Source organism: Undibacterium sp. CCC3.4, from assembly GCF_034347425.1.
GTDB lineage: Bacteria > Pseudomonadota > Gammaproteobacteria > Burkholderiales > Burkholderiaceae_D > Undibacterium.
The window spans coordinates 4,324,387-4,348,986 of sequence record NZ_CP133779.1; the positions used below are offsets into that span (position 1 = coordinate 4,324,387).

Consider the following 24,600-nt stretch of genomic DNA (forward strand, 5'->3'; position numbering starts at 1 on the left):
AAGCATAGCCAGTCGCAGTCGCGCCGTCTTGCGTTTTCATGACAAGGAGATTGTCTTAACATGCCAAATGATGAGCGTCACAACGGCCGCGTCAGCACCGCCTATCTGCAACCGCTGTTGGAATTACTGCGCGAACGGCACATCGATCCAGCCCAACTATGTGAGTTGGCCGGCTTAACCCAGCACGAACTGGCCGGTGACAGCATCGCCGCCACCAGCTATCTGCGCTTGCTCGACGCCGGTGCCGCACGCTGCGACGATGCCGCGTTCGGCTTACACGTCGGCGAGCGGGTCAAACTCGGCACCTACCACGTCTACGGCATGCTGCTGATGAGCTGCAGCGATCTTGGTCAAGCCTTGCAACAAACCATGCGCTACGAAGGGCTGGCGCATGATCTCGGCCGCTCCCTGCTCGGTCGCACCGGTGAATTAAGTGAATATCGTTGGGATAGCTGGTATCCCGACGCCAGCCGCCATTTGGCCGAAAGCGTCATGGCTGGCATACGCGTGTTCGGCGACTGGTTTGCCGGCACCAGCCTGCCGCCGACACCAGTCTATTTCGCCCATCCGGCACCAGCCGATCTGCGCGAACACCAGCGCCTGTTCGGCAGCGCCGTCGAGTTCGATGCACCTTGGCATGCCGCCCGCTTCCCCAGCGCACTGCTGGCCTGGCCAGTGCCGAATGCGGCGATCAGCCTGCATCCAATTTTGCAGCAACATGCCGACCAACTGCTACTGAAAAAATACGCACAACAGCACGAACACGAGCAGGTCAGCGCAGTCCGCAACGCGATACGCCGCCATCTCGCCAGCGACTGCGCACGCCTGCCGATGATTGCGCTGGAACTCGGTCTGAGTGTGCGTAGCCTGCAACGCAAGCTGTCCGAGAGCGGCCTCAATTTTCAACAAATTCTCGATCAAACACGCCGCGAACTGGCGCAAACCTATCTACGTCAGCCCGCTCTGAGTTTGGCCGACATCGCCTTCTTACTGGCCTACCAAGATCAAAGCGCGTTTCAACACGCCTTCAAAGAATGGACCGGCATGACACCGAAAGCCTATCGCGCTCACCAGCCGAACTGAAACGATAGCAGCCTGTTGAGCGCACACAAAAAAACGGCAGCCTATCAACAGGCTGCCGTTTTATGATTTGATCGGTGGCTGGTCACCATAGGAAAACCAGGCCCACCTCGCTACCGTCATACATATCGTTTGTATGTACAGCAACTGAGAATCACTATATCAGTTTTTTATGACGCGTCCATGACGCCGATCAAAATTCGACCAACTTGCGCCAAGACTACATCCATTCAATCTGCGCTTCTGACAAACCCAAATGGACATTTTATGATTGCTCATCAAATCGAAAAATGTTTTGATCATGTTGTTGAATAGACGACTGTAACAGGAAGTTAGCCAAACGAAGCAAACAAAAAAAACCATGTCGTCACTTCTTGTTCAACAAAGCAGGAAAGCACGATCCCACCCGACTGTGCCGACTATTCGTTCATCAATTTCTGACAGCATGACAAGGATAAGCACCATGATTCCATCCGGCATTACGTCTCACTTACCACGTTCCGTTTCCCTGCTCAAGGGTGTGACTCTCCCAACTGCCAAGCCTAGCAGCGATTTTTCTCTGCGCTTCTACCGCACCAGCAATATTGCCACAGCAACAAGCCGACCATCCCCAGCAGCACCCGCGCCAACACCGGCTATGTCGACGACGCCGAGCGAGGACACGCTCAAAGCCAGCATCATCGAATCGCGTACCCGCTTCTTGCAATCACGAGCTGTCTTCATGGGCACAACCGAAGCTTCAGCGCTGCCATTGCCACGCCCAACTGGTCTGCTACGCAGCACATCAGGAAACACCGCGTTGCCACCGGCACTGTCACCGAAAGCCACCCGCATCGTCACCTCCGTACCTGCCCGCACTGACCACGCAACACCCCGACACAATGTCGAGCAAAGTTGGCCGCTCACCAAAACCGAACGGGCCAGCTTCGCGCTCCCGCAGCACCAGCAAGCCTCGGCCGCGACCGGCATCTACCACGCGGCCCCGGTACAACTTGGTGCCAATGGCGAACGCCTCGGCGAGACGCCGCTTCGGCTCGAAGACTTGCGGCGCTTCCCTACTTTGTATCATTGGACGGCCAAACTTGGCAGCCACAACTGACGCCATCGCTGCGGCCACAAAAAAAATTGAACACCATGCCTTAACTGATACAAGACAGTCCGATTCAAGAACAACTATGTATTTAACCTCACCAACCACAGCCAACTCATGCACTACGCAGACAATACAGCCAACGGCAGCACAGGCATGCATGCAACTGCCTACGCTCAAGGCCGCCGGCAATATTCCTGTCGGCCTACCAAAGTCGCCGCAACGTGCAGTACTGCTGCATGGTGCCACAGCACAAACAAACGACACCGCGACTCACTTACCGCTTGCCGCCGATTTTTGCAAAGTCAGGCAATTTTCCGGCGCACAAACTTGATATCAGCACACTGTGCATGAATAACTTTTCATTTCCACCACACCACCAGGATCTTCCGTGAAAATCTTCAGCTCCCCTCTTCCCCTTTTTGATCTCGCATTTTCTCGACCACATGGCGCGGGTATCGCCAATGCAGTGATGCAACTGCGTGAAGCCGCACGATATGACGGGGCCCAGCAACATGCCCGGTTTACTGGTCTGCGCCGCGCCGCTAATGCGCCCGAGCTAGCCAGCACAGCGGCCACACCGCGCCAATCAGATAAGGTGCCGACCACGGCATCCCTATTCAGTCACGTCACAGGCCCGATTCGAGTGCGTTCGGAGGAATCGAACCGCCCCGCTCAAGCCGCTGCAGGCAAGGAAGCGAGCAACAAGGCTGCAAGCACATCGACGGGAACAAGCGATCATCAACTCCCGAACGTAAAAGCATTGCGTGACATGTTTGAACCAGCAATTCTTCACGACAACACCGCAGAACGCCATGCGCAAAGCCCAACTTATAAAAAACTCGAAGCAAAGCTCAACGGCACACATTTCCACATGCCGAACACAACAGCACAGCAAGCGTGCGTAACCAATATAACTGAGGAAAACCGACAGCCACCGGCACTCAAAACTGCGCCGGCTCCAGCCGAGAAAACACCTGCACGCCCCATGCAAGCGGTACCGTGCAGCGCCTCGTCCGACCAAGCTGCAGTTGAGCGAACCCGAGTCGAATCGCCGGCGCGCCTAAGCGTGAAAGCACTGCGCGACAAATTCGAGCCGCAATTCACTCATCGTGAAAATTCGCTCACCGACACCCAAGGCCCGTTCATCAAAAACCTGCAGGCACGCTTACAGCAAAACAACATCGCCATACCAGCACAAGGTATCGCCACAGAAACCCTTCACAACGATCGTCAGCCTCCGGCAGTCAAAGTCCTGTCGCATCCATTTCAAACACCGAGCAACACTGCAAGCGTGGACATCAATTCACTCAGCGAGCAAACAACTGATTCTTTCGCGCAACTTTCTTCAAAGATATTCAATAAAAAAGATCCTGTTTCGGCCACCGCGGCACACCTGTCTGATGTCGAATTCATGGCACAACAAAGCCAAACCAAACACGAAAGTCTTGCCGTGGTCAACGATGACTATCAGACGCGACACATTGCCTCTGATGCGGAATTTTCAAAACAGCTTGGCTTGACAGCACCAAAAACGAGCACACTACCTGCGAGTACCCCTACTAGCGACAAGGAATTTTCTCATTTAACTGATGCGGACAAGCATAGCAGACCGATTGAAAACACAGCTGAAGGTACTGAAGTCTAAGGAGGTACGGATTTAATCGCAGTGAAATTAGCCGTTGCCGAACAACTAAATGGATCGTCGTAAGCGACGATGGAAAAGACTCTGGAAGGGGTTTGCATCCCCTCCCATCGCGTCGCTCCTTCGTCGCTCACCGGCCCCAAGAGGCTGTCGCAAAAGGGTTTTCAGTCGGTATCATTACTCCAACTGGCAGACTGTAATGGTCTAATGTTTACGGACACCTCAATAGGAGGAATAATTACCTAAACGAGGAAAATAAAGATGACTGGGAATAAAAAATACGAAGCTACTTTTAAACTTGAAGTGGCCCGGATGGTGCTGGATCAAGGCGTAGCGGTTGCTAAAATCGTGAAAGATATGGGTATTGGAGAAACCGCCGTGCGGCGCTGGGTTGAACAATATCGCGCTGAACAAGGTGGCCAGGCTGGCATAGGGAAACCACTGTCTGCCGAGCTGCAACGGATTCGCCAACTCGAACAAGAAAACCGTCTACTGCGTTCGGACAATGACCTGTTAAAAAAAGCATCGGCCTTCTTTGCACGCGAAATGAAATGATCTACGAGTTAGTCGATCATTGGCAAACGAAGGCCTCGGTAGCACAACTGTGTCGTCTCTTGGGAGCGAGCCGGTCTGGCTACTACGCAGCAAAAGCAAAGACAAAAATGACCGCAATATGTGTCACCAGCGTGCATCTGAAAGCGGAATTCGCTGCCAGTGGCCGCAGTTATGGCAGCCGTCGCCTGGTCAGTGCACTGCACGCCAAGAACATCGTCATTGGCCGCTACAAAGTACGGCGCTTAATGCGTGAAGCCCAGATCAAAACCGTCTGGAAGAGAAAATTTATCAACACGACAGATAGCAAACATGATTTACCAATAGCGAGCAATATTCTCAATAGACAGTTCAACCCAGCAGAGCCCAATCGCGCCTGGACTTCCGATATTACCTATGTCCGTACGCGTACTGGCTGGTTGTATTTGGCGGTCGTGATGGAGTTATTCTCACGAAAAATCATAGGCTGGGCAATGGGGCCAACGATGCCAGCTGAATTGGTTTGTCGGGCGCTACGGATGGCGGTTGAGGCACGTAAGCCGGCAGCGGGTTTAATTTTGCATTCCGACCGTGGCAGTCAATATGCCAGTCATGAATACCAACATTTACTCAAACAACATGGCCTTGTTTGCAGTATGAGCCGTAAAGGAAACTGCTGGGATAACGCGGCGATGGAACGCTTCTTCTTAAATTTAAAGATGGAGCGTGTCTGGCAACGCGATTACGCGAATCAAATGGAAGCCACAAAAGACATCATTGAATACATCGTAGGCTTTTATAACTGCTTACGATTGCATTCAACGCTGGGCAATTTGCCGCCCATGATTTACGAAAAAGAAATGGCAGAAAAAAAACCTATTGATGTGTCCGAAATAACTTGACCACTACAGACATGTCATTCCCCCGTGCCCTCGCCTCGTCATTCCTGCGTAGGCAGGAATCGAGTGGCACCTTAGTGCCTTCAGGGTGGGAGGGTCAATCAAGGGCACTTTTTTTCTGTGAAATGAACACGTTCTGCTGCGCCTGAGCAGCACAGATGTCACAGATATCACAGATATAAAAGGCGCGTACGCGCCACTGGATTGCCGCCTGCGCGGCAATGACGAATTGGGCGAATGGGTGGGCGCGCAATCGACCTGACTTGTGGGTAATGATCAGGCTTTTGCGACAGCCTCTGAAGAGGCTGTCGCAAAAGGGTAGTGAGTCGGTATCATTACCCTGACTGGTGGCCACGTCATTCCTGCGCGCTTTTGGCAGGAACCCAGCGGCGTTCGTGCTTAACTGAAAATGCCAGAAATTGTGGCATTTTCAGTGTAAAAAACGACGCTGGGTTCCCGCCAAAAGCATGCGGGAATGACGAGGCTGTGGCATGCAGGAATGACGAGGTATGCGGTGTTTCAGGTGTAAAAAACGTCCATCAGGCTTTTGCGACAGCCTCTTTTGGCCGGGGTTTCAAACCCTAGTCAGATTTTTGATGAGGATGCAATACCAGACGTCTTTTGTGCTTAATAGCGAGCTATTCACCATGACAGGCCAACAGAGTCAATCTCAGCTTGCAGCTCAGGATATAGTTGCAACAAATCAGGTCGTGAAACTTGCAACTCCCGCTTGAGAAGAGCTAACTCTTGTTCAAACACTGTTCGTTCATCGCTGTTACTGCTGGCAGCAATACTCTCTTTGAGTAAGGCATGCGCATACAGCAAACCGGCACGAAAAAATGTCTCCTTGGCGTCCGGGGTATCATGCGATTGCTCGGTCAGCTCCACATAAATGGCACGCAAACGTGCGACTTCAGAACGATAGTTTGCCAAACTACAAGCATGTGCATAATGCCGACAAATCGCCTCACTGAGAACGCGCAGCCGCGGCACCAAATCGGTCTCACCAAATGCCGTAAAAACCATACTGAGCTTGCGTAACTTCGACTCGGCGGCGTCGAGCTCAAGCTGAGTATGCGGACGTGTCGCTTCCAGCTCGACAAATAAAGCGTCACAGTACAGACGCGCGATACCCCGGTAAAGTTGCGGATTCTTGCGCACCACCTGCTCATATTCAAAAAACGCCTCACCATAAACTGCGGCAGCAGCAGACGCCTCAGGCCCCGACTGCATCAACTGCTTAGCGTAATAAGTGCGAACGGCATCATGTAGTTTTCGGATACGCTCCTGACCATAGCCCGACGCATGCAAGCTCCGACAACGGCCCTCAAAAGCATTAATATAGCGCAGCGATGAAGCCAAATCTTGTCGCGTACACGGTTCAAGCGGAATGCTCAGGTAATAGTAATGTAAAGCCTGACGCGCCAAAACCGAACGTGGCGGCGGATTTTTCGCATCCAAATAAAGATACTGAGCATAATTTTTTGCACGCTCGCGCTCCAGCCAAACACGCGTCACATTGGCACGCGCAAGCTGCTCCGGCCCAAGCGTTGTAGCTTGCGCTTCGATATTCGGAGCGGGCCCGCTCATGAGCAGACTCTGAATGTCAGGTCGCGGCGTCGCCATTGGCGCCAACGGTAGTGACGTCACTTCAGCTGCGCTGGTGCTGACATTGGCGGCAGAAAGAAAATTCTGCACAATCGGTGCCGCCATCGGCTGCAACGCTGCCCCGATAGCGGGAAAGGAAGAGCTACTTACATTGCAATAGATAAATGGATAAGGCATGACATCGCTCCTGAAAAAGTCGGCAATATCTATATATTTCCGCCACAAGACTCTCCCATAAATTGCTGCGCATCACTTTCAAAATTCAACCATACACCGTGCAATCACATTTACATCATGACTGCCTTTCTACCTGGAGTTACAGTCAAGTCTGTCGGTTCTCCATGAACTCAAGCCAAGCAAAGACCTATGAAGAAACTCTCCTTACTGGCAGCACTGATTGCCTCTCTCAGTAACCTGGCGCAAGCTCAATGTTGGAATGAAGCCGGCGCGCGCTATCAAATCGATCCGGTACTACTGCGCGCCATTGCCATCGTCGAATCAGGGCTGAACCCGCAAGCCTTTCATTACAATAAAAATGGCACTTACGATATAGGGATCATGCAAATTAATAATAGCCATTTGCCACGCTTATCCAAATTTGGCATTACTAAAAAAAATTTGCTCAGCGACCCTTGCGTTTCCATTATGACCGGTGCCTGGATACTGTCTGAGTTTATCGAGCGTTCCGGATACACTTGGAATGCCGTCGGCGCCTACAATGCCGGACTGGGCAAAGATCGCCAAGATTTACGCAACGCCTATATCGAAAAAGTCGCCAAGCAATATCACAGCTTACGCGACGATGCCCAGAACTGAACCGACAGGCTGACGCGCTCAGGCTAGCTACTTAGCTTACAAGGCCAAGAATTGAGCCCGTAATTGTTGCCACTCTTTTTCCTTCTCTGCGGCATGCTGATCGGTCGTCAATAGCAAGCCTATGCGGCATTCACGAAACTTGTCTTGCAAACGCTGTAAATGCTCGCTGCGCTGCTCACGCGGGATGCGCTCTACCGCACGAACATCGCGCTGCAAGTGCGCCAAACCTGCTGGCGAACAGGCGTACGACCAGTCATGACATTCCCGCATCGTTGGTGGTAGGTAAAATAATTTCAAGGCGTGTGCTTGCCGCTTCTCTTCACGACGTTGGTCCAGCTTCCACAAGCGGTAGGCAAATTCAAACAAACCATCGAAAGATGGTCTACTGATGGCGCGCATCAATGCCGGTGAGCCAGTCTCGCTGGCACCGAGTAAGCGGTGACACTCGCTGATAGTGAGTAAATTACGTTCATAAGCGGCATCAACCATCTGTACTAAAGTCAAAAATGGTCGCGACCGAAAACCGTCGAGCACGGCCGGAGATAAAGCCCACTGCAGCTTACCCCTTAACCAAGGTTCTATGCCAACACGACTGATAAGCTGCAATTCATGGGCGCGTACAAATAAATCGAGATACGAGCACAGTGTGTCGACAAAGCCACCCTGCAAGGCTGCCGTTAGCGCATCAGATCGTAATGTCAATGCCTGCCGGTCTTGATCCCAACGTTGCGATGGCGAATGCTCAGGTGCATCACGCACGCTGATATAGACATCCATCGCCGTTTCCGTGGCCGCAAACACATCTTTAGTGACACCATGCATGAGGATGCGACGCAAACCATGTGGACTCAGGTGTCCACGCTGCTGCCCCTCGAATAGCAAATCAGCATAGACGCACAAGGTCTCGGCATGACCATGACTGAGCGCCAGATTGAGCGCGCCTGGCGGAGAACCGAGGAGCACCTCTTGCGCCGTATTCTGGTCGAAAATATACTGTTTTCCTGCCCCTTCCAGCACACCGACGACCAGTTCACGCACCATCGCAGTGTCGCCGTGCGACATGGCCCAACAAAGCACGCTCCAATGCTGACGTCGGTCGCGTGCTGCCAACAAGCCCAGCATCTCGGAAGGCAGTACCAAACGACGCTGCGTCGCCGCCGTCAAGACGCGCAAGATCACACTGAACTGTTCGCTGTGGCGCAAACAAGCCGCCATCACTAAGGAGGTATTGCCTTCATGATTCTTGCCAGTCAACACTGCGATTAAGCCAGCCGGACTGAGCAAGGCGCGATCGACCAGTTGCATCATGAAAGCGAGAAACTGGCTGATACGATCGGCAGAAACGCCAACTTGCAAAACGGAGGTCAAGGTATGAGTTTTAAGGCTATGAGAAAACAAATCTACCCCGACTAAAGCACGAAAAACCTCGCGGTGGTTGGCACAATGCAGCTGTGCTTGCTGCAAAAAATGCCTACTCAGCATAGTAAACACTTCGCTATCAGGGTTGAGCAAGCTGGTGCGCAAATACATCTGCTCGTCACTATCTGGCCCCAGCAATTTCAAATGTGGCAACAAGGTCGCCACTTCAGCCGCCGCCGCACAGGCCAGCAAACATTCAAACAGATAGACACGAGTGTGCGGCGGCAGCGTGATCCACTGCGCCAACTTGTCGGCCAAGTAGCTAGCCATCACACCACGGGCCAGCACGCGTTGAAAAAACACCGGCACCAAGGGTAGCGCCAAGTTCTGTGGTGCTGTTTTCAGCAAAGACGATGCCATATCGTCAGCCGTACATTTTTTCAGCATCGACAATAAAGGCGCATTTTTCAACTCAGCCACAGGGAAATGTTCGAGGTAATGAAAGCACAAACTATCACGAATTCCGGCCAGAGGACCAGTCGCGACTTCCACCCATGCCAACTGCATGTCGTAATGATAAATTTGAAAACGCTGACCGTTTTCGTAGAATTCATGCACTCTCTGGGGTAGATAGCTTTCGTACAGATTGCCATTGCGCCGTTGATTATCCAGAATATCGAGCGCAATCAAACTCGGATCAGTACGCAAATGAGCAACTTCCTCGCCCTCATCAAAACAAAAAAAAGCATGTAAACTGAGTTCACCGTACCGCAAGGCTAACATTTTCCTCAAAACTAACACCGCATCATGGAAAGCGGTATAGTTAAATTCATCAGGACTTGCCGTCTCCCCCAAGGTTTCGGCCAATCCCACGCGCATCACCAACAAGCATTCGTCGGCGGCCGCCAGTGCAATGTGTGCTGGCGTCAGAGAAGCAGCAATCGCATTGAAACAGGCTTTTTTTTGCTCCTTGGTGAAAATTTGGAACTGCGCATCAGTGATCGGCGGCACCCCCCACATTTTATCGACAAGGTAATTGCGCATTTCATTGACACGATGAATTTCCATCACCTTGGATGAATTCAGCTCATGCTGATTCAGATATTCAATGATGTATGCATGCAAGGTATCGATCGCCTTCACCGGCAATTCATCGCCAAGCAGACGCGTCAGATTATTCGTGAGATTAATGATAATGCCATTTGAACAGACCGTCATCTCACGCCCCAAGTTTTCGCACACACCCAGCCCGGTTTGTACCGGTGTATCGGCACTCACAATCTGGCCCACCAAGCGCGAAAACAGAGTCAGGCCGTCAGCATACAGCAGCGCGCGTGCAGTTTCGTCGTAATAATCTTGCCCCTCAAACAGACGTAAACCGAACAGTCCGACATCAGCCAACACGATTTCCGGTACCGCGCCTTGCTCACGCAGGAACGCCGATAACTGAGCAAGCTCAGCGTAAAATTGATTCTTCGCCAGCACATGAGCGGGACTGCGCTCAAATAACTCTATCGAGGTGCGTATGCCATTCGAGCGAAATTGCGCTTGGCTGTAAGCATAAGATGGCAACTCCATCACTTCCACCCTAGGCGGATGAAAAAATTGCGGCTTAAAATGAAGCGAAACAGTCATAAAAAAAATTCACCTTCAATCAGCGCAAAAAAAACTAAACAGGCACGGGCCACCAAGCTGCAGTTTTTCATACCTGCGTATTGTTAACTTTCATATTTTAGCCTTTATCAGCAGCGCCATTCGCCCAAACGATGCATCAAGAACAAAGTATCGCATAGTCATATTTTGCAAGCAGGGAAACGCGTTTCCCGTGATAGTTGTGCCATACAATAATTGAATTGAAAACAGTTTCCCCGTCTGTATGTCAACACAGAGCGTGCCATACCGGACAAGTGCACCATCAGGAAAAACACCTTATGCCCAACAAGTTAATGGATCGTCGCAAGCGACGATGGAAAAGACTCTGGAAGGGGTTTGCATCCCCTCCCATCGCGTCGCTCCTTCGTCGCTCACCGGCCAAAAGAGGCTGTCGCAAAAGCCTGATGGACGCTTTTTTACACCTGAAACACCGTATACCTCGTCATTCCCGCGTGCTTTTGGCGGGAACCCAGTGCCGTTTTTGCACTGAAAATGCCACAATTTCTGGCATTTTCAGTTAACCACGAACGCCGCTGGATTCCTGCCAAAAGCGCGCAGGAACGACGTGGCCACCAGTCGGTATCATTACTCCAACTGGCCGACATGTCATTCCCCCATGCTCTCGCCTCGTCATTCCTGCGTAGGCAGGAATCCAGTGGCACGTCAGTGCCTTCAGGGTGGGAGGGTCGATCAAGGGCACTTTTTTTTCTGTGAAATCAACACGTCCTGCTGCGCCTGAGCAGCACAGAGATAAAAGGCGCGTGCGCGCCACTGGATTGCCGCCTGCGCGGCAATGACGAATTGGGCGGCTGGGTGGATGCGCAATCGACCTAACTTGTGGGTAATGATCAGCGCGCTTTTGCGCGGGAACCTGGCGGCGTTCGTGCTTAAAAAAAATGCCAGAAATCATGCTGTTTTCAGTGCTGAAAACGATACTGGGTTCCGGCCAAAAGCATGCGGGACTGACGATGTATGCGATGTCTCAGGTGTGAAAAAGCCTCTCAATCTGTAAAATCACGACTAAGATGAACGCTGGAAAATGATGATGAGCAGCACACGCAAATTACCATCGCCCGACGATGCCCAATACAACTTGTTTGGCGGTGTACCCAGTAGTACAGAGACGCCGCGACTACGAACGGCACTCAGTAGTGGCCGGCGTTTCGTGACTGGTGATGCGCGTGCCATTTTTCTGGGACCAGTGCGACTGGAGGATCATCTCAAGCATGCTGGTCACCATGCAGCATTTTCGGTAGCCCGTCTGCTTGAAGAACAAAACTGGTTGCCGTTCGAGCAGCGCTATGCTGCTACGGGCCGTGCCCCTTACGCTCCACAGTTAATGCTCGGCCTGATCCTGTACGGCGTAATGCAAGGTGTGCATTCGCTGCGAGAGTTGGAACGCATGGCGCGGCTTGATCTCGGATGTATGTGGGTGACCGGCGGTATCGCGCCGGATCATGCCAATATCGGGCGCTTCATCGTCCTGCACGAAGCATCACTGACCGAGGAGTTTTTTGAATCACTAACCAGATCAATTTTGAAAGCGACAGGCTCTGACAGCACACGACTGGCCGGTGACGGTACAGTTATAGAAGCAGCCTGCTCGCACTACAACCTGCTCAAGGAAGAGGCTGTAAAAGCGCGTGCAATAGCAGCGCGCCAAGCACTCGAAAGCATGCCGCAAGATCTGGCGGCGCAACAGGAACAAGAGCGCAGCGCACACTGTCAGGAACTCTTCGAGCAGCGCCAAGCCGCTCGCCGTGCCAGTGGAAAAAGTAGCGAGACCTTACGCATCAGCGGCGGTGAGCCCGAAGCCATGGTGCAGCGACTAAAGCGCGGACGAGGCTTTGCAGCATCCTACAAACCATCTGTGCTGGCCAACGAAGATAGGATCGTTACTGCTTTTGCGCTTGATCCGTCGAGTGAAACCAAGGTGATCGCACCGATGCTAGATCAAAGCGCACGCGTGACTAGCGAACATGCCAAAGAACTACTGCTCGACGCCGGTTACTTCGATGATGACGTGATTAATGCGACACTCGAACGCGATATCAGCTTGTTGTGTCCGGATGGACAGTGGCCAGCCAAGAGCAAAGAAGGAGGCTTGTATCACAAGAGCGCATTCGACTACGACCTGCATTCGGATACCTACCGATGCCCTGCCGGACAGACCTTGATCCTTATTTCTAAATGTGGAGAAACACCAAGCACACGGTCACATGACGTGTATGCGGCATCGAACTGCAACGACTGCAAACTTCGTGCGAACTGTACCAAGGCGATAAAGGGAAGATGCATCAAACGTTATCGCGAAGATGAACAACGTGAAGCACTTCGTCTGGTGATGCGACATCGACAGGCGCGCCGCATTTTTAGTCAGCGCAAAGCGATCGTCGAACCGGTATTTAGCAGCCTGCGCGGCCAGCAGGGCGTGGAGCGCTTCCGCCGTCGTGGACTCAAAGCGGTGAAACGTGAATTGGCCTTGCATGTGATGGCCCACAATTTATCCAGAGCAGTTGCCCTGTTGAGGGCGCTGTTTTTATGCTTCTATTCAGCTTTATATGCTCTCAGAGTGGCCGCAAAAGTGTTTTCCATTCGCATGCCACAATTTTTTTGCTTGCGTCTTCAACAGCTTCATCAGATTCAATGGGACTGTGCATCAATACGTTTTGCGACAGCCTCTGAAGGCCGGGGTTTCAAACCCTAGTCAGATTTTTGATCAAGCAAGCCAGCAGCGGCGCGCACGGCAAATTACCATGAAATTTCACGCCAACTCAGGATTTAGCAAAAGCAAGTCTGGCCGTTCAGCCTGAATTTCCCGTTTCAAGCGACTCAAATCCTCGCGCCAGATCTGAGCTTGCTGCGTACCCTCCGCGCTCTCCACCCGGCATTTCAACAATTCATGCGCATAGTGCAACTTGATTTGAAACAACTCCTCTTCCGCACGCGGGCTACAAGCCACGATCTGCTGCTGAGCTGAATAAGCCTCGCGCAAGCGATCCAACTTTGGCATCTCCTCGGAATACATACATTGCCCGGCATAATGGCGGTGAATTTTATCGCTGAGCTCACCGTGTTTTTTCCCGATATCGGCGTCGCGCAGCACATCATTGGCCTTTCTGAGGCTATCGAGGCGCGCACGCGCACTCGCCATATCACTGGCACTATTCGGCAAAACCTGGTCCAAGTGATCAATCAAATGGGCGGCATAAGCTTTGGCAATCTGGCGATAAATATCTTGACTAGGATGCGACAACTTCCCATACAAGAGAAATGCCTCAGCGTAAGCCTCCAAGGCTGCCCCCTCTTTGAGGATATTCTTTACATAATTGTGGCGTATTGCATCATTGAGCGAGCGCATTTGCTTACTCGTAAAAGTGGTGACCTCCAATGCAGCGGTCTGATCGCAGAATAACAGCACGCGAAATTGCGCCTCGTCCAACTCAGCACGGTTTTGTGGATCGATATTAATGCTATTGAGCAGACTAACCAGGGTCGCCCGTGCCGCCACCGAACGAGCGACCGGGGGACTTAGATATGAATCAAGATATTTGGCAAACGATAGGTCGCGTTGCTGCGCCGTTTGCACCGTCAACCGCATGGGGCCAGCTACGGATGGGTGCAGCTTACTGCTAGCGGGAGAAACTTGGGTTTTGGTACGCGGCGCAAGAAATTTCTCCCGCGCCTGAGGAAGCAATTCAGTTTTATTAACCGCTAGCAATTCATCTTTTAGCTTCGAAACCGGCGCGCGCTTACCCGGCTTAGGAGAGGGCACCGCAGACACGGTGTACGGGACATTATTTGCCTGTTGTAGCGCGCTGCTGCCAAAAACAGCTGCATCACCAGACGATGCAGTCGGATGATGATCTGGCAGCGCCAGTTTTTCTTTTGGGAACCCAAGCGTTCCTCCGAGTTTAAACATGTTTTACCTTCAAAAAATATACATTTTCACTACCCTCTTTGGCGCAGTCACGCTACTCAACAGCCATCCCCTCATCGGCGGCGGGCAAACCACTGGAATGAAGTGTGCGCTGCCGATCACTGCGCGCGGCTATTTTTACCTAAATTAAACACGAAAGCATTCAAAAATAGCCCTTCCAGCGGCCATCTTAATGAATGACCGGCAACACCTGGCAATGCCACAGAATGGACACAATATGAATGTTAAACTCAGCCAGTCCTCGATACTGCGCACTCACTTGAACAAATCGGAGACAACGATGTTAGCAACAATATCCAGCATTTCAGCGATGAGTAAAGCAGCAGCGAAAACAGAAAATGACAATGATCCGACTTCGGATACCGCTTTGCGATCACTATGGCTAGACTGGCTGAACACGGCAGACGCCGGCCGTGACCAAGCGATAGAGTCAAGACAAAGAGGATCAGAACAAATGGGAACAGAACAGATCGAGTCTGAACCGACAGAGTCTCAACAGAGAAAGCCGGAACAGATAGAGCAGGCCTACCACCGTCTGATCGATAGCCAAACAAGGCGCGCCGACTTACTCGATTTGAGTGGACTAGGCTTACGCTCGCTGCCAGCATATTTCCCCATCCACACGACGATACTGCGACTCAATGATAATTATTTGGATGCTATGCCAGAAAACCTGCCACCAAGCTTAACGCACTTGTACATTGAAAGCAACCTGCTGAGCTCCCTCGGTTTCAATTTTCCAGCAAGCACCACGGCACTGTTTGCGGCCGATAATCGCATCAGCGTCTTTCCCGAACTGCCGCTGCACAATTTACGCATCCTCAGTTTGGACCGCAACCGTATCGGCGCATGGCCACAATATTTCGCGCCATATTTACGCGAGTTATATGTCAGTGGTAACTTGCTCAGCGAGTTTCCGCCCGATTTACCAAGCGAATTGGCTATATTGAGCATAGAGCGCAACCGTATCGATACACTACCCGAGAAACTGCCCGCCAACTTGCGGCGCTTGTTGGCCGATCACAATCTACTGCGCAGCGTGACAAGTAATTTACTGGAACTGCCGGCACCGGCATTCGTCAATTTAGCTGACAATCAGTTGCCAAGCACGATAGTCAATCAGATCAAGTCGTTCAGCCAAGCCCCGCACTACGATGGGCCCAGGATACATTTAGATTGACTGCGCGGAGCATGTGGGAATGGCGATGCGCTTAACAACTAAATGAATCGTCGCAAGCGACGATGGAAAAGACTCTGGAAGGGGTTTGCATCCCCTCCCATCGCGTCGCTCCTTCGTCGCTCACCGACCCCAAGAGGCTGTCGCAAAAGCCTGATGGACGTTTTTTACACCTGAAACACCGCATACCTCGTCATTCCCGCATGCTTTTGGCGGGAACCCAGCGTCGTTTTTTACATTGAAAATGCCACAATTTCTGGCATTTTCAGTTAAGCACGAACGCCGCTGGGTTCCTGCCAAAAGCGCGCAGGAATGACGTGGCCACCAGTTAGGGTAATGATACCGACTCAATACCCTTTTGCGACAGCCTCTGAAGGCCGGGGTTTCAAACCCTAGTCAGATTTTTGATGAATTAAGGAAAAAAAACAGCTCGCCACGGCATCATTTTTCAGGGCAGACAACAAGGCCAAGAAAAATGGGGCCGCAGCAAGACTGTTATTTGACTAATGCAAACTACTCATTGCTGTCGACCGGGCGAGGCGAGGCCGACTTGATTGGTAACATCCTGGAAAAAAAAGACTGCTTTTTCTTTTCATTAACATCGAGCAAAAAAATATCGCTATTAAAGTCTATATCATCCGGCAATCGCGGTGATGACAGCGATTGAGAACGCTGGGGTTTGTGCGAATGATCTTGGCTAGTCGAGCGCGGTATTTTCTTTTTCTCAGTCTTCATCTCGAATACTTCACTATACTTCGAGTGCTTGGAATCGGCTGAATGCGATCTGCTGTGTGCTGCACCATCGGCTGATTCTTGATGGTACTTGGGAAGCGAAACATTCTTAAAGTCATCAGCGTAACGATCCCAATTGCGATCGAGGTATTCGGCTACTTTATGACGCATCGCCTTAACCGTTTTTTGTGATATATCCTTACCCAGTGCCCCATTCACCGCAGCATAGAGACTCGTCGCATCGTCCCATTCACGCTTATGCTGGTATTGATAGCCGTGCTCATGCGCACGTATGCGCGGAGCGTTCAGATTCACCCTCTTTTTAATTTGTTCAAGATTCAAAACTTCTGTGTGACCATCCGGCTTGAACAGTATGCCGCTGTTTCCATCGGGATTAAACTTAAAGGCACTCTTGATAACGCCGGTACCGATAAGGAGGGGCAGCAAAGTATTGCCTTGATCGAGACCAGCCTCGACCGCAGCAACAACGGCTTTGCGACGCCCGTTTGCTTTGTCATTATCAGCTGCCGTCGGACTGCTTGGTGCCGAGCTTGGCACAGAGGCCGTTGGTGGCGGTGCCGATTCCGCCTGCTGTGCTTGTTTTGGCGGCTGTGGCGGCACTGCGTCTTGCGGATGCGGCGCTTGTTCACCTGGCATGTCAGCATCGGCAGCCCTTGCGCCGCTCGGTGTCGATGTTGGCACGGAACCCGGTAATGCCGACGGCGGGATTGAACCGGCTTGCTGGGGCTGTTTTGGCTGTTTTTGCGCGCCTACCCTATCCGCCTCGGCAGCCTTGGCACGTTTCTGTGCAGATGTCAAAACGGATTTAGGTGCCACCGGCGCTGGGACCGAGTTCGCGTGTTGTGGCGCTTGTCCGCTTTTTAACTGAGCGCGAGTACTAATGAGATCCTTTGGGTTTATCCTGTTTTTCGAATAGGCAGCATCGAGGTTATGCTGCAATTTACGCATGAACTCCTGCGCCGAATCGAGCTCGGACGTTTGATATAAGACCGGTGCCGTGGCAGATTTTTGCTCAGATTTACTCTCAGCAGCATGCTTATCCGCTTGCTGCCCAGCCTCAACATGACCATCATCGGTCACACGGAAACGAGAAAATTCTCCCTCTGGTTCATTTTTTAAGGCTTCCAAGATCTTGCGCACCGCAGGAATGTTCACATTAGAACGACCAAGCGCATTGAAAGCGGCATGAAAAAAACAATTGCCGTCAGGCGGCACGTCAATCCAATTGTCGCCGTCGCCGTACAGATAGTGATTATTCTGAACATACAACAAACGCACATCATCAACAGCCGCCGCCGCCGCATCAAGAGAATCACCTTTCGTCGTGGCATTGTCAGGACAAATTCGTGTAGCAAATGTGATCGGCATTTCACCCGAAGACTGATGATAAATCGTTATTGATCTTGGACTATTCCAAAGAGGAGAAGCAACCAAGAGATGCGGCAGCAGATCGCCATCACTGCAATTCCAAACGCGATTCTCGCCGATTTTTTGGGACGACTGTTCTCTTCGCGCGCCTACATCTTCAGACGAGCTTGCCGATGACGCGAAGACAGTCGATTGATTCGCAGAGCGAAAACTGTAATGGTCTAATGTTTACGGACACCTCAATAGGAGGAATAATTACCTAAACGAGGAAAATAAAGATGACTGGGAATAAAAAATACGAAGCTACTTTTAAACTTGAAGTGGCCCGGATGGTGCTGGATCAAGGCGTAGCGGTTGCTAAAATCGTGAAAGATATGGGTATTGGAGAAACCGCCGTGCGGCGCTGGGTTGAACAATATCGCGCTGAACAAGGTGGCCAGGCTGGCATAGGGAAACCACTGTCTGCCGAGCTGCAACGGATTCGCCAACTCGAACAAGAAAACCGTCTACTGCGTTCGGACAATGACCTGTTAAAAAAAGCATCGGCCTTCTTTGCACGCGAAATGAAATGATCTACGAGTTAGTCGATCATTGGCAAACGAAGGCCTCGGTAGCACAACTGTGTCGTCTCTTGGGAGCGAGCCGGTCTGGCTACTACGCAGCAAAAGCAAAGACAAAAATGACCGCAATATGTGTCACCAGCGTGCATCTGAAAGCGGAATTCGCTGCCAGTGGCCGCAGTTATGGCAGCCGTCGCCTGGTCAGTGCACTGCACGCCAAGAACATCGTCATTGGCCGCTACAAAGTACGGCGCTTAATGCGTGAAGCCCAGATCAAAACCGTCTGGAAGAGAAAATTTATCAACACGACAGATAGCAAACATGATTTACCAATAGCGAGCAATATTCTCAATAGACAGTTCAACCCAGCAGAGCCCAATCGCGCCTGGACTTCCGATATTACCTATGTCCGTACGCGTACTGGCTGGTTGTATTTGGCGGTCGTGATGGAGTTATTCTCACGAAAAATCATAGGCTGGGCAATGGGGCCAACGATGCCAGCTGAATTGGTTTGTCGGGCGCTACGGATGGCGGTTGAGGCACGTAAGCCGGCAGCGGGTTTAATTTTGCATTCCGACCGTGGCAGTCAATATGCCAGTCATGAATACCAACATTTACTCAAACAACATGGCCTTGTTTGCAGTATGAGCCGTAAAGGAAACTGCTGGGATAACGCGGCGATGGAACGCTTCTTCTTAAATTTAAAGATGGAGCGTGTCTGGCAACGCGATTACGCGAATCAAATGGAAGCCACAAAAGACATCATTGAATACATCGTAGGCTTTTATAACTGCTTACGATTGCATTCAACGCTGGGCAATTTGCCGCCCATGATTTACGAAAAAGAAATGGCAGCAAAAAAACCTATTGATGTGTCCGAAATAACTTGACCACTACAAACTGTGCGCAAGCCCGGCTTCCGGCTTGGCAGAGTCGAGGGATTCTGCTGCAAGAAGACCGGATTGAACCGATTTGGCAGGAGCAAGAGTAATATTAGAAAGAGCCACAGGGCCTCCTTAATACAAAGTAAATGCTACATTAAAAATATTTTCAAAAATCAGCATCATTGATGCCATATACAAACTACAAGTAGACGACAAACACACTACTGGCATACCGATCAAGCACGACAGGCACGCTTACCGCCATCGCCATGAAGGCGGTTTTTTGTACCGCTTTGCGACACATGATCAAGTGCGATACGCCCAGTTAGCTCGGGTACCGAGTTGATTACTACGACGCCGGCCATTATTGCTTAGTAAGATATCCGACATCGGTGTCGCTGCTTGATGTGACTGGCGATTTACATGGGCGCGCGCGCGCTCAGCATCGCGTTCGAGCCGTGGCAAGGACGAAGCGGAGCGCGCATGTACTTGCGGTACACTGTCAGGCATTGTGGTATCAGGCTGTTCTCCACTCAGTAAAACTTCCATCACGCTGGCATACAGGGTGTTTTTTCTGGCCGAGTTGACTGCGCCAAGTTCCGATGCGGCGAACTCGCGCGCTACTGCTGCCAAACCGGTATGCCGTTGCGGGTGGACGGCAAAGGCCGTTTGTATCACCGCACGTTGCGCCGGACTGAGAGGTGTGGCCAGACTGATGCCAGTAGCACTGGCCTGATTAAAAAATTGATCCTGTATCTGCCGAATTTCTCGTGCCACCGGGGTATCACGGTATTGTTCATTGAGCGTCAAAGCACGCCCTAACTCGGCTAACCAGAAACGACTGGCGGGACGATTGCCGCGCGTAGTAGGGCGCCAAGCTTTGAAAAATTCAGGGCCAAGCTCACCCGCGCTGCCGTTCTCGGGTTCCGTCGCGGCGAAACCGTCGGCACCGAATGATGGTGCATCTGTCGCCAATTCGCTGACTCTGCTGACAAACGTGGCGTTACTGCGGGCACTTGGTGCGCTGGCCGAAGCCGGCGTCCAGTGCGATAAATAGTAGTAGCCGACGAACTCAGCGACTTGATCACGCAAGGCATGAATGGCCGGCTGTGTTGCATCCCGACCAATTGTCTGCAAAACCGCGCGGTAAAATTGGTCACCGTCAGCGCCCACAGCGGGTAAAGCAGGCATGAGCACGTCCTGCATCGCCGGCCAAGAACGCAACACGGCTGGAACTAAATAGGATGACAGTGTGCCCCACCCGCCCGGTTGACGAATTTCATTGACGGCCGCCGTACGCGTTGCTTGCTGCTGAGGCGTCAACGGTGCCGGGGGCTCCGGCCGTAGCGACTCGCTCGGCACATCTAGCACATGGCGCAATGGCGCGGCCGCCGCAGTGGCGTTAGCCTTGTCACTGCCGCCATTACCTACCCCAGTAGCGGCTTGACTGACAGGCGCAAATTCACGCTCACGCTCCGGCGTGGTGACGATATCGGACAACTTTGCGCTGGCACCGAGAGCGCTGGCACGCGGCCCCGGCAACTCGGAACGCTCAGCCTGATTGTGCGCCGGCAGTGCATCCTTGCCTGCCGAGGATGGTAGGGACTTGCTGGCCAGCGGCGGCAACAACTGACTCATCAAGGCATGATATAAACTATCGGCTGGCGCATTGGCAGTACGTCCGAGCACCGAGCCGGAAAAATCGGCCGCCATACGCCGCAGCCCAGCGGAAAACTGTGGGTGGGTACGTAAGGCAGCACTCAGTACATTCAGGTCGTTTTGAGACACACTGACAAACGGATCGAGCTCGCGCAGCCGGGCGGGAGTGGTAGTGATACACGATTGCCCCAACAGGCGATGAGTAACTTCATTCAAAGTCTGTACTGCCGGCAGATTTTTGTAGGCATCGTGAACGGTCAAGGCGCGCCGCATTTCAGTCAGCCACAATGTCCCCAACTGCCCCTTGAGACTCGGCGCGCTGTAACCACGTAAGGCCGGCATCGAGTACTGCGCACGCCAAGGAACAAACACGTCACCACGGATCGCGCCGTCATCCCTTACATTTTCAGGCACGTCAAGCGGCCCATCGGCCGACACAGCAATTGGCAGTGTGAATTCGACGGCATTGTAACGCGCAGGTTTCACGATCTCGTGGCTCAGTTCAGAGATAAATGTTTCGCCGTCTCCACTATCCGGTGCCACAACTTCGTGTTCGAGATCCGAGACAAAGCGCGCGGATGGCGCCGGCTGTTCGACTTGAGCCGGGCCGTTCGGTCGCTCTGAGGTTTCGGGGAAATCTGGTGCTGGATAAAATACTTCATCGTCACCGTCGGCCTCATCGGTACCGCTGATCTGATCACTACCAATGCCGGAGGAGCGCGCATCCGAGCCACGGTCGACGCTGTCGATCGCATCGGTTTGCGTACTTTGATCGACGAAACCTCGCGGTTCATCCTGCGACACAGTCTGGGTCGACGCATCTTTGGTAGTGCGTTCTTTTTTCAATACCCCAGGCGCAGCATCACCCTTCTGCACCGACGGATTAGCCGCCGCCGCTAAGTCGCCGCCCGTAGGAAAATTAACACTTACAATATCGAGCGCCACCTTGCTATTGTCGACATACTTACGCACCACATGGGGTTTCGGCCGAGCCCTTACTTTTTTTCTTGCCTCCGCAGCAGGGTTCTCGACCTCGGCTTCAACCGGCACAGGCGGCAATGAACTTGACGAACTTCTGTTGAGCGCCGAAGGTTTAGCTTGCTCTGGCGGGTCGACCACGATATCAGCAGCATCTGGATTCTCGGGTACCAGGCCGAGCAAACATTCGATCATCGACGCCACCGCCATCACATCATACGACAAACTCTCTAAGGTGAGCCACTTGTCTGGCTCGCCGAGCTGAATCTGACGCGTCGATTGCATCACAAGCATAGCCTTAGGGTCAATCATGCCCAAGATACGTTGGCGGCTCGCCTCATCGATTGCTCCACCCAGCTTTTTCTCTATGTAGTAAACAATCAGTGGCATGATTTCGGTAATCAGTACCGAGTTGCCTAAGGTGAAATTGCTGCCGCAACTCAAAATTTTAGCCAAACCTTCAAATTTAAGCGTGAGTCTTTTGTACTCGTTAGAATAACGGCTATATTGACCGAGGAACACAGAATCCTCACCAAAGCCATCTTTGACGATCAGCGCAAGAAATTGCTTTGCAACTATATCAAGTGCCTCAATCATTTCCTGATCACCTTGACGTTTCGCAAACGACATCATTACATGATATGAATTGGCAAAGCGCTTTACTGGTTGTAAGAAGGCCCATGTATCTGGTCCGTTGCAAATCGCTGCTGCATCAGGATTTAATGATAGCAATTCCTTGAGACAATGTGCGGTATAGAAGCGAGTAAATCCGTCGACCGGAAAGTCAGCATAAGCAGGCACCGTGCTCACCTTATGCGGCGCGGCTGTAAGTCCATCGACCTCTGCTTCGTCATTGGTCGCGCGAGAAACATACGCGGTACTAAAACCACGCGCGTTGATCTTATCAAACTCCGCTTTCAGTACTGCGGCATCGCTCTCCATGAGAGAGTGCGCCAAGGATTTTCCTGACGACGGTTCAATCGTCAAATCAGGTTTCTTGGTGTTCCGATGCGCCGCCTGTGCAGCATTGCGCTCCGTTTTTGCTTCAGAAAAATTTTTTTTAAAGCGAGATAATTTCGCCTTGAGCTTGCCGGATTTTTTAGAAGAGACAGAGTCGGCGCGTGGGCTGGGCTTTTGCTCAGAATTGTGCAGCTCAGACGCGTCTTGCAATGAAACGCTTGATCCAGAACTCGACGAGGCACCCGAAGAGTGCTGTCGGCGGACACTATTCAAATTCGGTGAAGCGGGTAAATGACTTGCTGCTGTTGATGCTTGCGTTTGCATAATGCACTCCGTTTAAGTAAAGTTCTCATACTCAGATTGACACAAGCTGGCACACCGAGTTTGATAGGATAATGACGACGCGATAGGTTTTTCTTAATACTTGGAAGGATGGGCCGTGTCAGCCGATCGATGATGTGTTGACCCACGCAATATTTTGCCGTCCTCTTCCAAATAAAAATCTCGCTTGAGCAAAAGGAATACGATTTTAAGATCCTCACTGATATCGGCTAATCTTGATCGATGCTGTACACAGTGGAGCGCATGCCGTTTACGTTCATCGCAAGCTTTAAGGAAATCGTGCGCCGGAATCCAATTCAGAATCGCGGCGGCACTATGCGGACTTAGTCGCGCGCCGAGCAGATGCTCGGCACGTGTCACCAGAAAAGCAGTGAATCGATTGCACAGCAAAACATTGCCATAGAAGCGTACATCAGTACCGATTTGCTCACGCACGAGGGCCAACAAGTTTTTTTCCACACACGCTACCGCCGATTGGGCAGTGCCGGTACCGAAGTGGGTACCGACCGGGCCGAGACCATATTTTGTGATCACCTCGGCATACTCTTTGGCGCAGGCATCGAGCTTTTGTTGCATGACTTTGTCATCGACGGCCGCGCTGAGTGAGGTGGCCAAAGTATGGATAAGAAAAAATTCCTTGATATCTTCTTTAGCCGTCTCATTTTCAGAATTGCGGTAGGCTTTCTCTGCTTTTCGATCACAATTGAAGCAGGTTCGCAAACCTCGAACCAGATACTCTTGATGCAATAACAAAGTATCTTCCAGCCCTACCCCCATGGAAAATGGCAGCGGCGCTACGGCGGCGCCGGTACTGTCGCGCTGCACCTCAAAATGTGTCGGTGACATTTCATTGCGCATACCCCAACACACGGCGGAATACCACTCAAAAACGCGCAGCATCAAGTCATTCATACGCGGATTTTGTGACAGATCAAAGGTCGGAAGCAGCTGCTGTTGCTCCGCCAAAATTTGCGTCTGCGTCGCCTGAGGCGCGGTCGGTAGATTGGGGATATTCAAGAAATGCTTGGCATTGTCGCCGGCCGTCCCCTTGGCAAGGTCCAGCACATCCGATACCCTAAGCATACTCAAAGGTCGCAGCGGTCGCGGTGCAGACACGCCAGCGAACTCGGATTCCGCTGGTGCCGATGCGACAGAACGCCGCAAGCGTAGGGCCGGCGGATTTACCAATTCCTCATAGCACGGCGGTGGTAATTCGCAGCTAGCCAGACGCGCACTCTGTAACGCGGCCGGCATCGCGTTTTGCGGCGGTGGCAACACGGGGGGAGTTGCTGACCGCG

17 protein-coding genes are annotated in these 24,600 nt (G+C 52.0%); 10 read left to right on the forward strand and 7 right to left on the reverse strand.

Translation table 11 applies throughout. The features are described from left to right. Positions 1-60: 60 nt before the first annotated feature. The 5 genes from RHM61_RS19120 to RHM61_RS19140 all read left to right on the forward strand — a co-directional run bounded on the left by RHM61_RS19120 (position 61) and on the right by RHM61_RS19140 (position 5,248). Positions 61-1,083, forward strand: a complete 1,023-nt coding sequence (locus RHM61_RS19120; RefSeq protein WP_322248896.1) for an AraC family transcriptional regulator — start codon at positions 61-63, stop codon at positions 1,081-1,083. A gap of 460 nt (positions 1,084-1,543) precedes the next feature. Further along, positions 1,544-2,179, forward strand: coding sequence for a hypothetical protein (locus RHM61_RS19125; protein ID WP_322248897.1), 636 nt, complete (start codon positions 1,544-1,546; stop codon positions 2,177-2,179). A 151-nt stretch (positions 2,180-2,330) separates the two neighbouring features. Then, on the forward strand, positions 2,331-2,504 hold the full coding sequence (locus RHM61_RS19130) for a hypothetical protein (protein ID WP_322248898.1): 174 nt from the start codon (positions 2,331-2,333) through the stop codon (positions 2,502-2,504). A gap of 57 nt (positions 2,505-2,561) precedes the next feature. Next, a complete protein-coding gene (locus RHM61_RS19135) occupies positions 2,562-3,818 on the forward strand; it encodes a hypothetical protein (protein ID WP_322248899.1) in 1,257 nt (418 codons plus the stop codon). A gap of 258 nt (positions 3,819-4,076) precedes the next feature. After that, positions 4,077-5,248, forward strand: a protein-coding gene (locus tag RHM61_RS19140; RefSeq protein ID WP_322248900.1) for an IS3 family transposase whose coding sequence is annotated in 2 segments (ribosomal slippage) — positions 4,077-4,341 and positions 4,341-5,248 — 1,173 coding nt in all. Because the reading frame shifts where the segments join, the coding sequence is not laid out codon by codon here. A 94-nt stretch (positions 5,249-5,342) separates the two neighbouring features. Here RHM61_RS19140 and RHM61_RS19145 read toward each other — a convergent pair. Together RHM61_RS19145 and RHM61_RS19150 are read right to left on the reverse strand one after the other, a co-directional pair. After that, entirely contained in the window at positions 5,343-5,600 is a 258-nt protein-coding gene (locus RHM61_RS19145; RefSeq protein WP_322248901.1) for a hypothetical protein, read from the reverse strand. 287 nt (positions 5,601-5,887) lie between these two features. After that, the gene (locus RHM61_RS19150) at positions 5,888-7,078 is read right to left on the reverse strand and encodes a hypothetical protein (protein WP_322248902.1); all 1,191 of its coding nucleotides are present in this window, start codon (positions 7,076-7,078) and stop codon (positions 5,888-5,890) included. 141 nt (positions 7,079-7,219) lie between these two features. Here RHM61_RS19150 and RHM61_RS19155 point away from each other — a divergent pair, with 141 nt between their 5' ends. Continuing rightward, on the forward strand, positions 7,220-7,669 hold the full coding sequence (locus tag RHM61_RS19155; RefSeq protein WP_322248903.1) for a lytic transglycosylase domain-containing protein: 450 nt from the start codon (positions 7,220-7,222) through the stop codon (positions 7,667-7,669). A gap of 36 nt (positions 7,670-7,705) precedes the next feature. Here RHM61_RS19155 and RHM61_RS19160 read toward each other — a convergent pair whose 3' ends face one another. Continuing rightward, complete coding sequence (locus tag RHM61_RS19160; protein ID WP_322248904.1) at positions 7,706-10,606, reverse strand: hypothetical protein; 2,901 nt, start codon at positions 10,604-10,606, stop codon at positions 7,706-7,708. Positions 10,607-11,726: 1,120 nt separating this feature from the next. Here RHM61_RS19160 and RHM61_RS19165 point away from each other — a divergent pair. Continuing rightward, positions 11,727-13,388 carry a transposase gene (locus RHM61_RS19165; protein WP_322248905.1) on the forward strand — a complete coding sequence of 554 codons (1,662 nt, stop codon included), beginning with the start codon at positions 11,727-11,729 and terminating at the stop codon, positions 13,386-13,388. A gap of 57 nt (positions 13,389-13,445) precedes the next feature. Here the strand turns inward: RHM61_RS19165 and RHM61_RS19170 are convergent, their stop codons facing one another. Further along, positions 13,446-14,603 carry a hypothetical protein gene (locus tag RHM61_RS19170; protein ID WP_322248906.1) on the reverse strand — a complete coding sequence of 386 codons (1,158 nt, stop codon included), beginning with the start codon at positions 14,601-14,603 and terminating at the stop codon, positions 13,446-13,448. 298 nt (positions 14,604-14,901) lie between these two features. Here RHM61_RS19170 and RHM61_RS19175 point away from each other — a divergent pair, with 298 nt between their 5' ends. Continuing rightward, positions 14,902-15,801 carry a hypothetical protein gene (locus RHM61_RS19175; protein WP_322248907.1) on the forward strand — a complete coding sequence of 300 codons (900 nt, stop codon included), beginning with the start codon at positions 14,902-14,904 and terminating at the stop codon, positions 15,799-15,801. Positions 15,802-16,311: 510 nt separating this feature from the next. Here RHM61_RS19175 and RHM61_RS19180 read toward each other — a convergent pair. Continuing rightward, entirely contained in the window at positions 16,312-17,919 is a 1,608-nt protein-coding gene (locus tag RHM61_RS19180; protein WP_322248908.1) for a hypothetical protein, read from the reverse strand. 278 nt (positions 17,920-18,197) lie between these two features. On the opposite strand from RHM61_RS19180, the gene RHM61_RS19185 reads away from it, so the two are divergent. Continuing rightward, positions 18,198-19,369 (forward strand): IS3 family transposase gene (locus tag RHM61_RS19185; protein WP_322247403.1). Its coding sequence is split into 2 segments (ribosomal slippage): positions 18,198-18,462 and positions 18,462-19,369, totalling 1,173 coding nucleotides; the frame shifts between segments, so codons are not numbered across the junction. A 300-nt stretch (positions 19,370-19,669) separates the two neighbouring features. On the opposite strand, the gene RHM61_RS19190 is transcribed toward RHM61_RS19185, so the two are convergent. Further along, positions 19,670-22,957 carry a hypothetical protein gene (locus RHM61_RS19190; RefSeq protein ID WP_322248909.1) on the reverse strand — a complete coding sequence of 1,096 codons (3,288 nt, stop codon included), beginning with the start codon at positions 22,955-22,957 and terminating at the stop codon, positions 19,670-19,672. Here RHM61_RS19190 and RHM61_RS19195 point away from each other — a divergent pair. Next, positions 22,941-23,255, forward strand: a complete 315-nt coding sequence (locus RHM61_RS19195; RefSeq protein WP_322248910.1) for a hypothetical protein — start codon at positions 22,941-22,943, stop codon at positions 23,253-23,255. The genes RHM61_RS19190 and RHM61_RS19195 overlap by 17 nt on opposite strands. Before the next feature lie 122 nt (positions 23,256-23,377). Here RHM61_RS19195 and RHM61_RS19200 read toward each other — a convergent pair whose 3' ends face one another. After that, the gene (locus RHM61_RS19200; protein ID WP_322248911.1) at positions 23,378-24,556 is read right to left on the reverse strand and encodes a hypothetical protein; all 1,179 of its coding nucleotides are present in this window, start codon (positions 24,554-24,556) and stop codon (positions 23,378-23,380) included. Between the last annotated feature and the right edge of the window lie 44 nt (positions 24,557-24,600).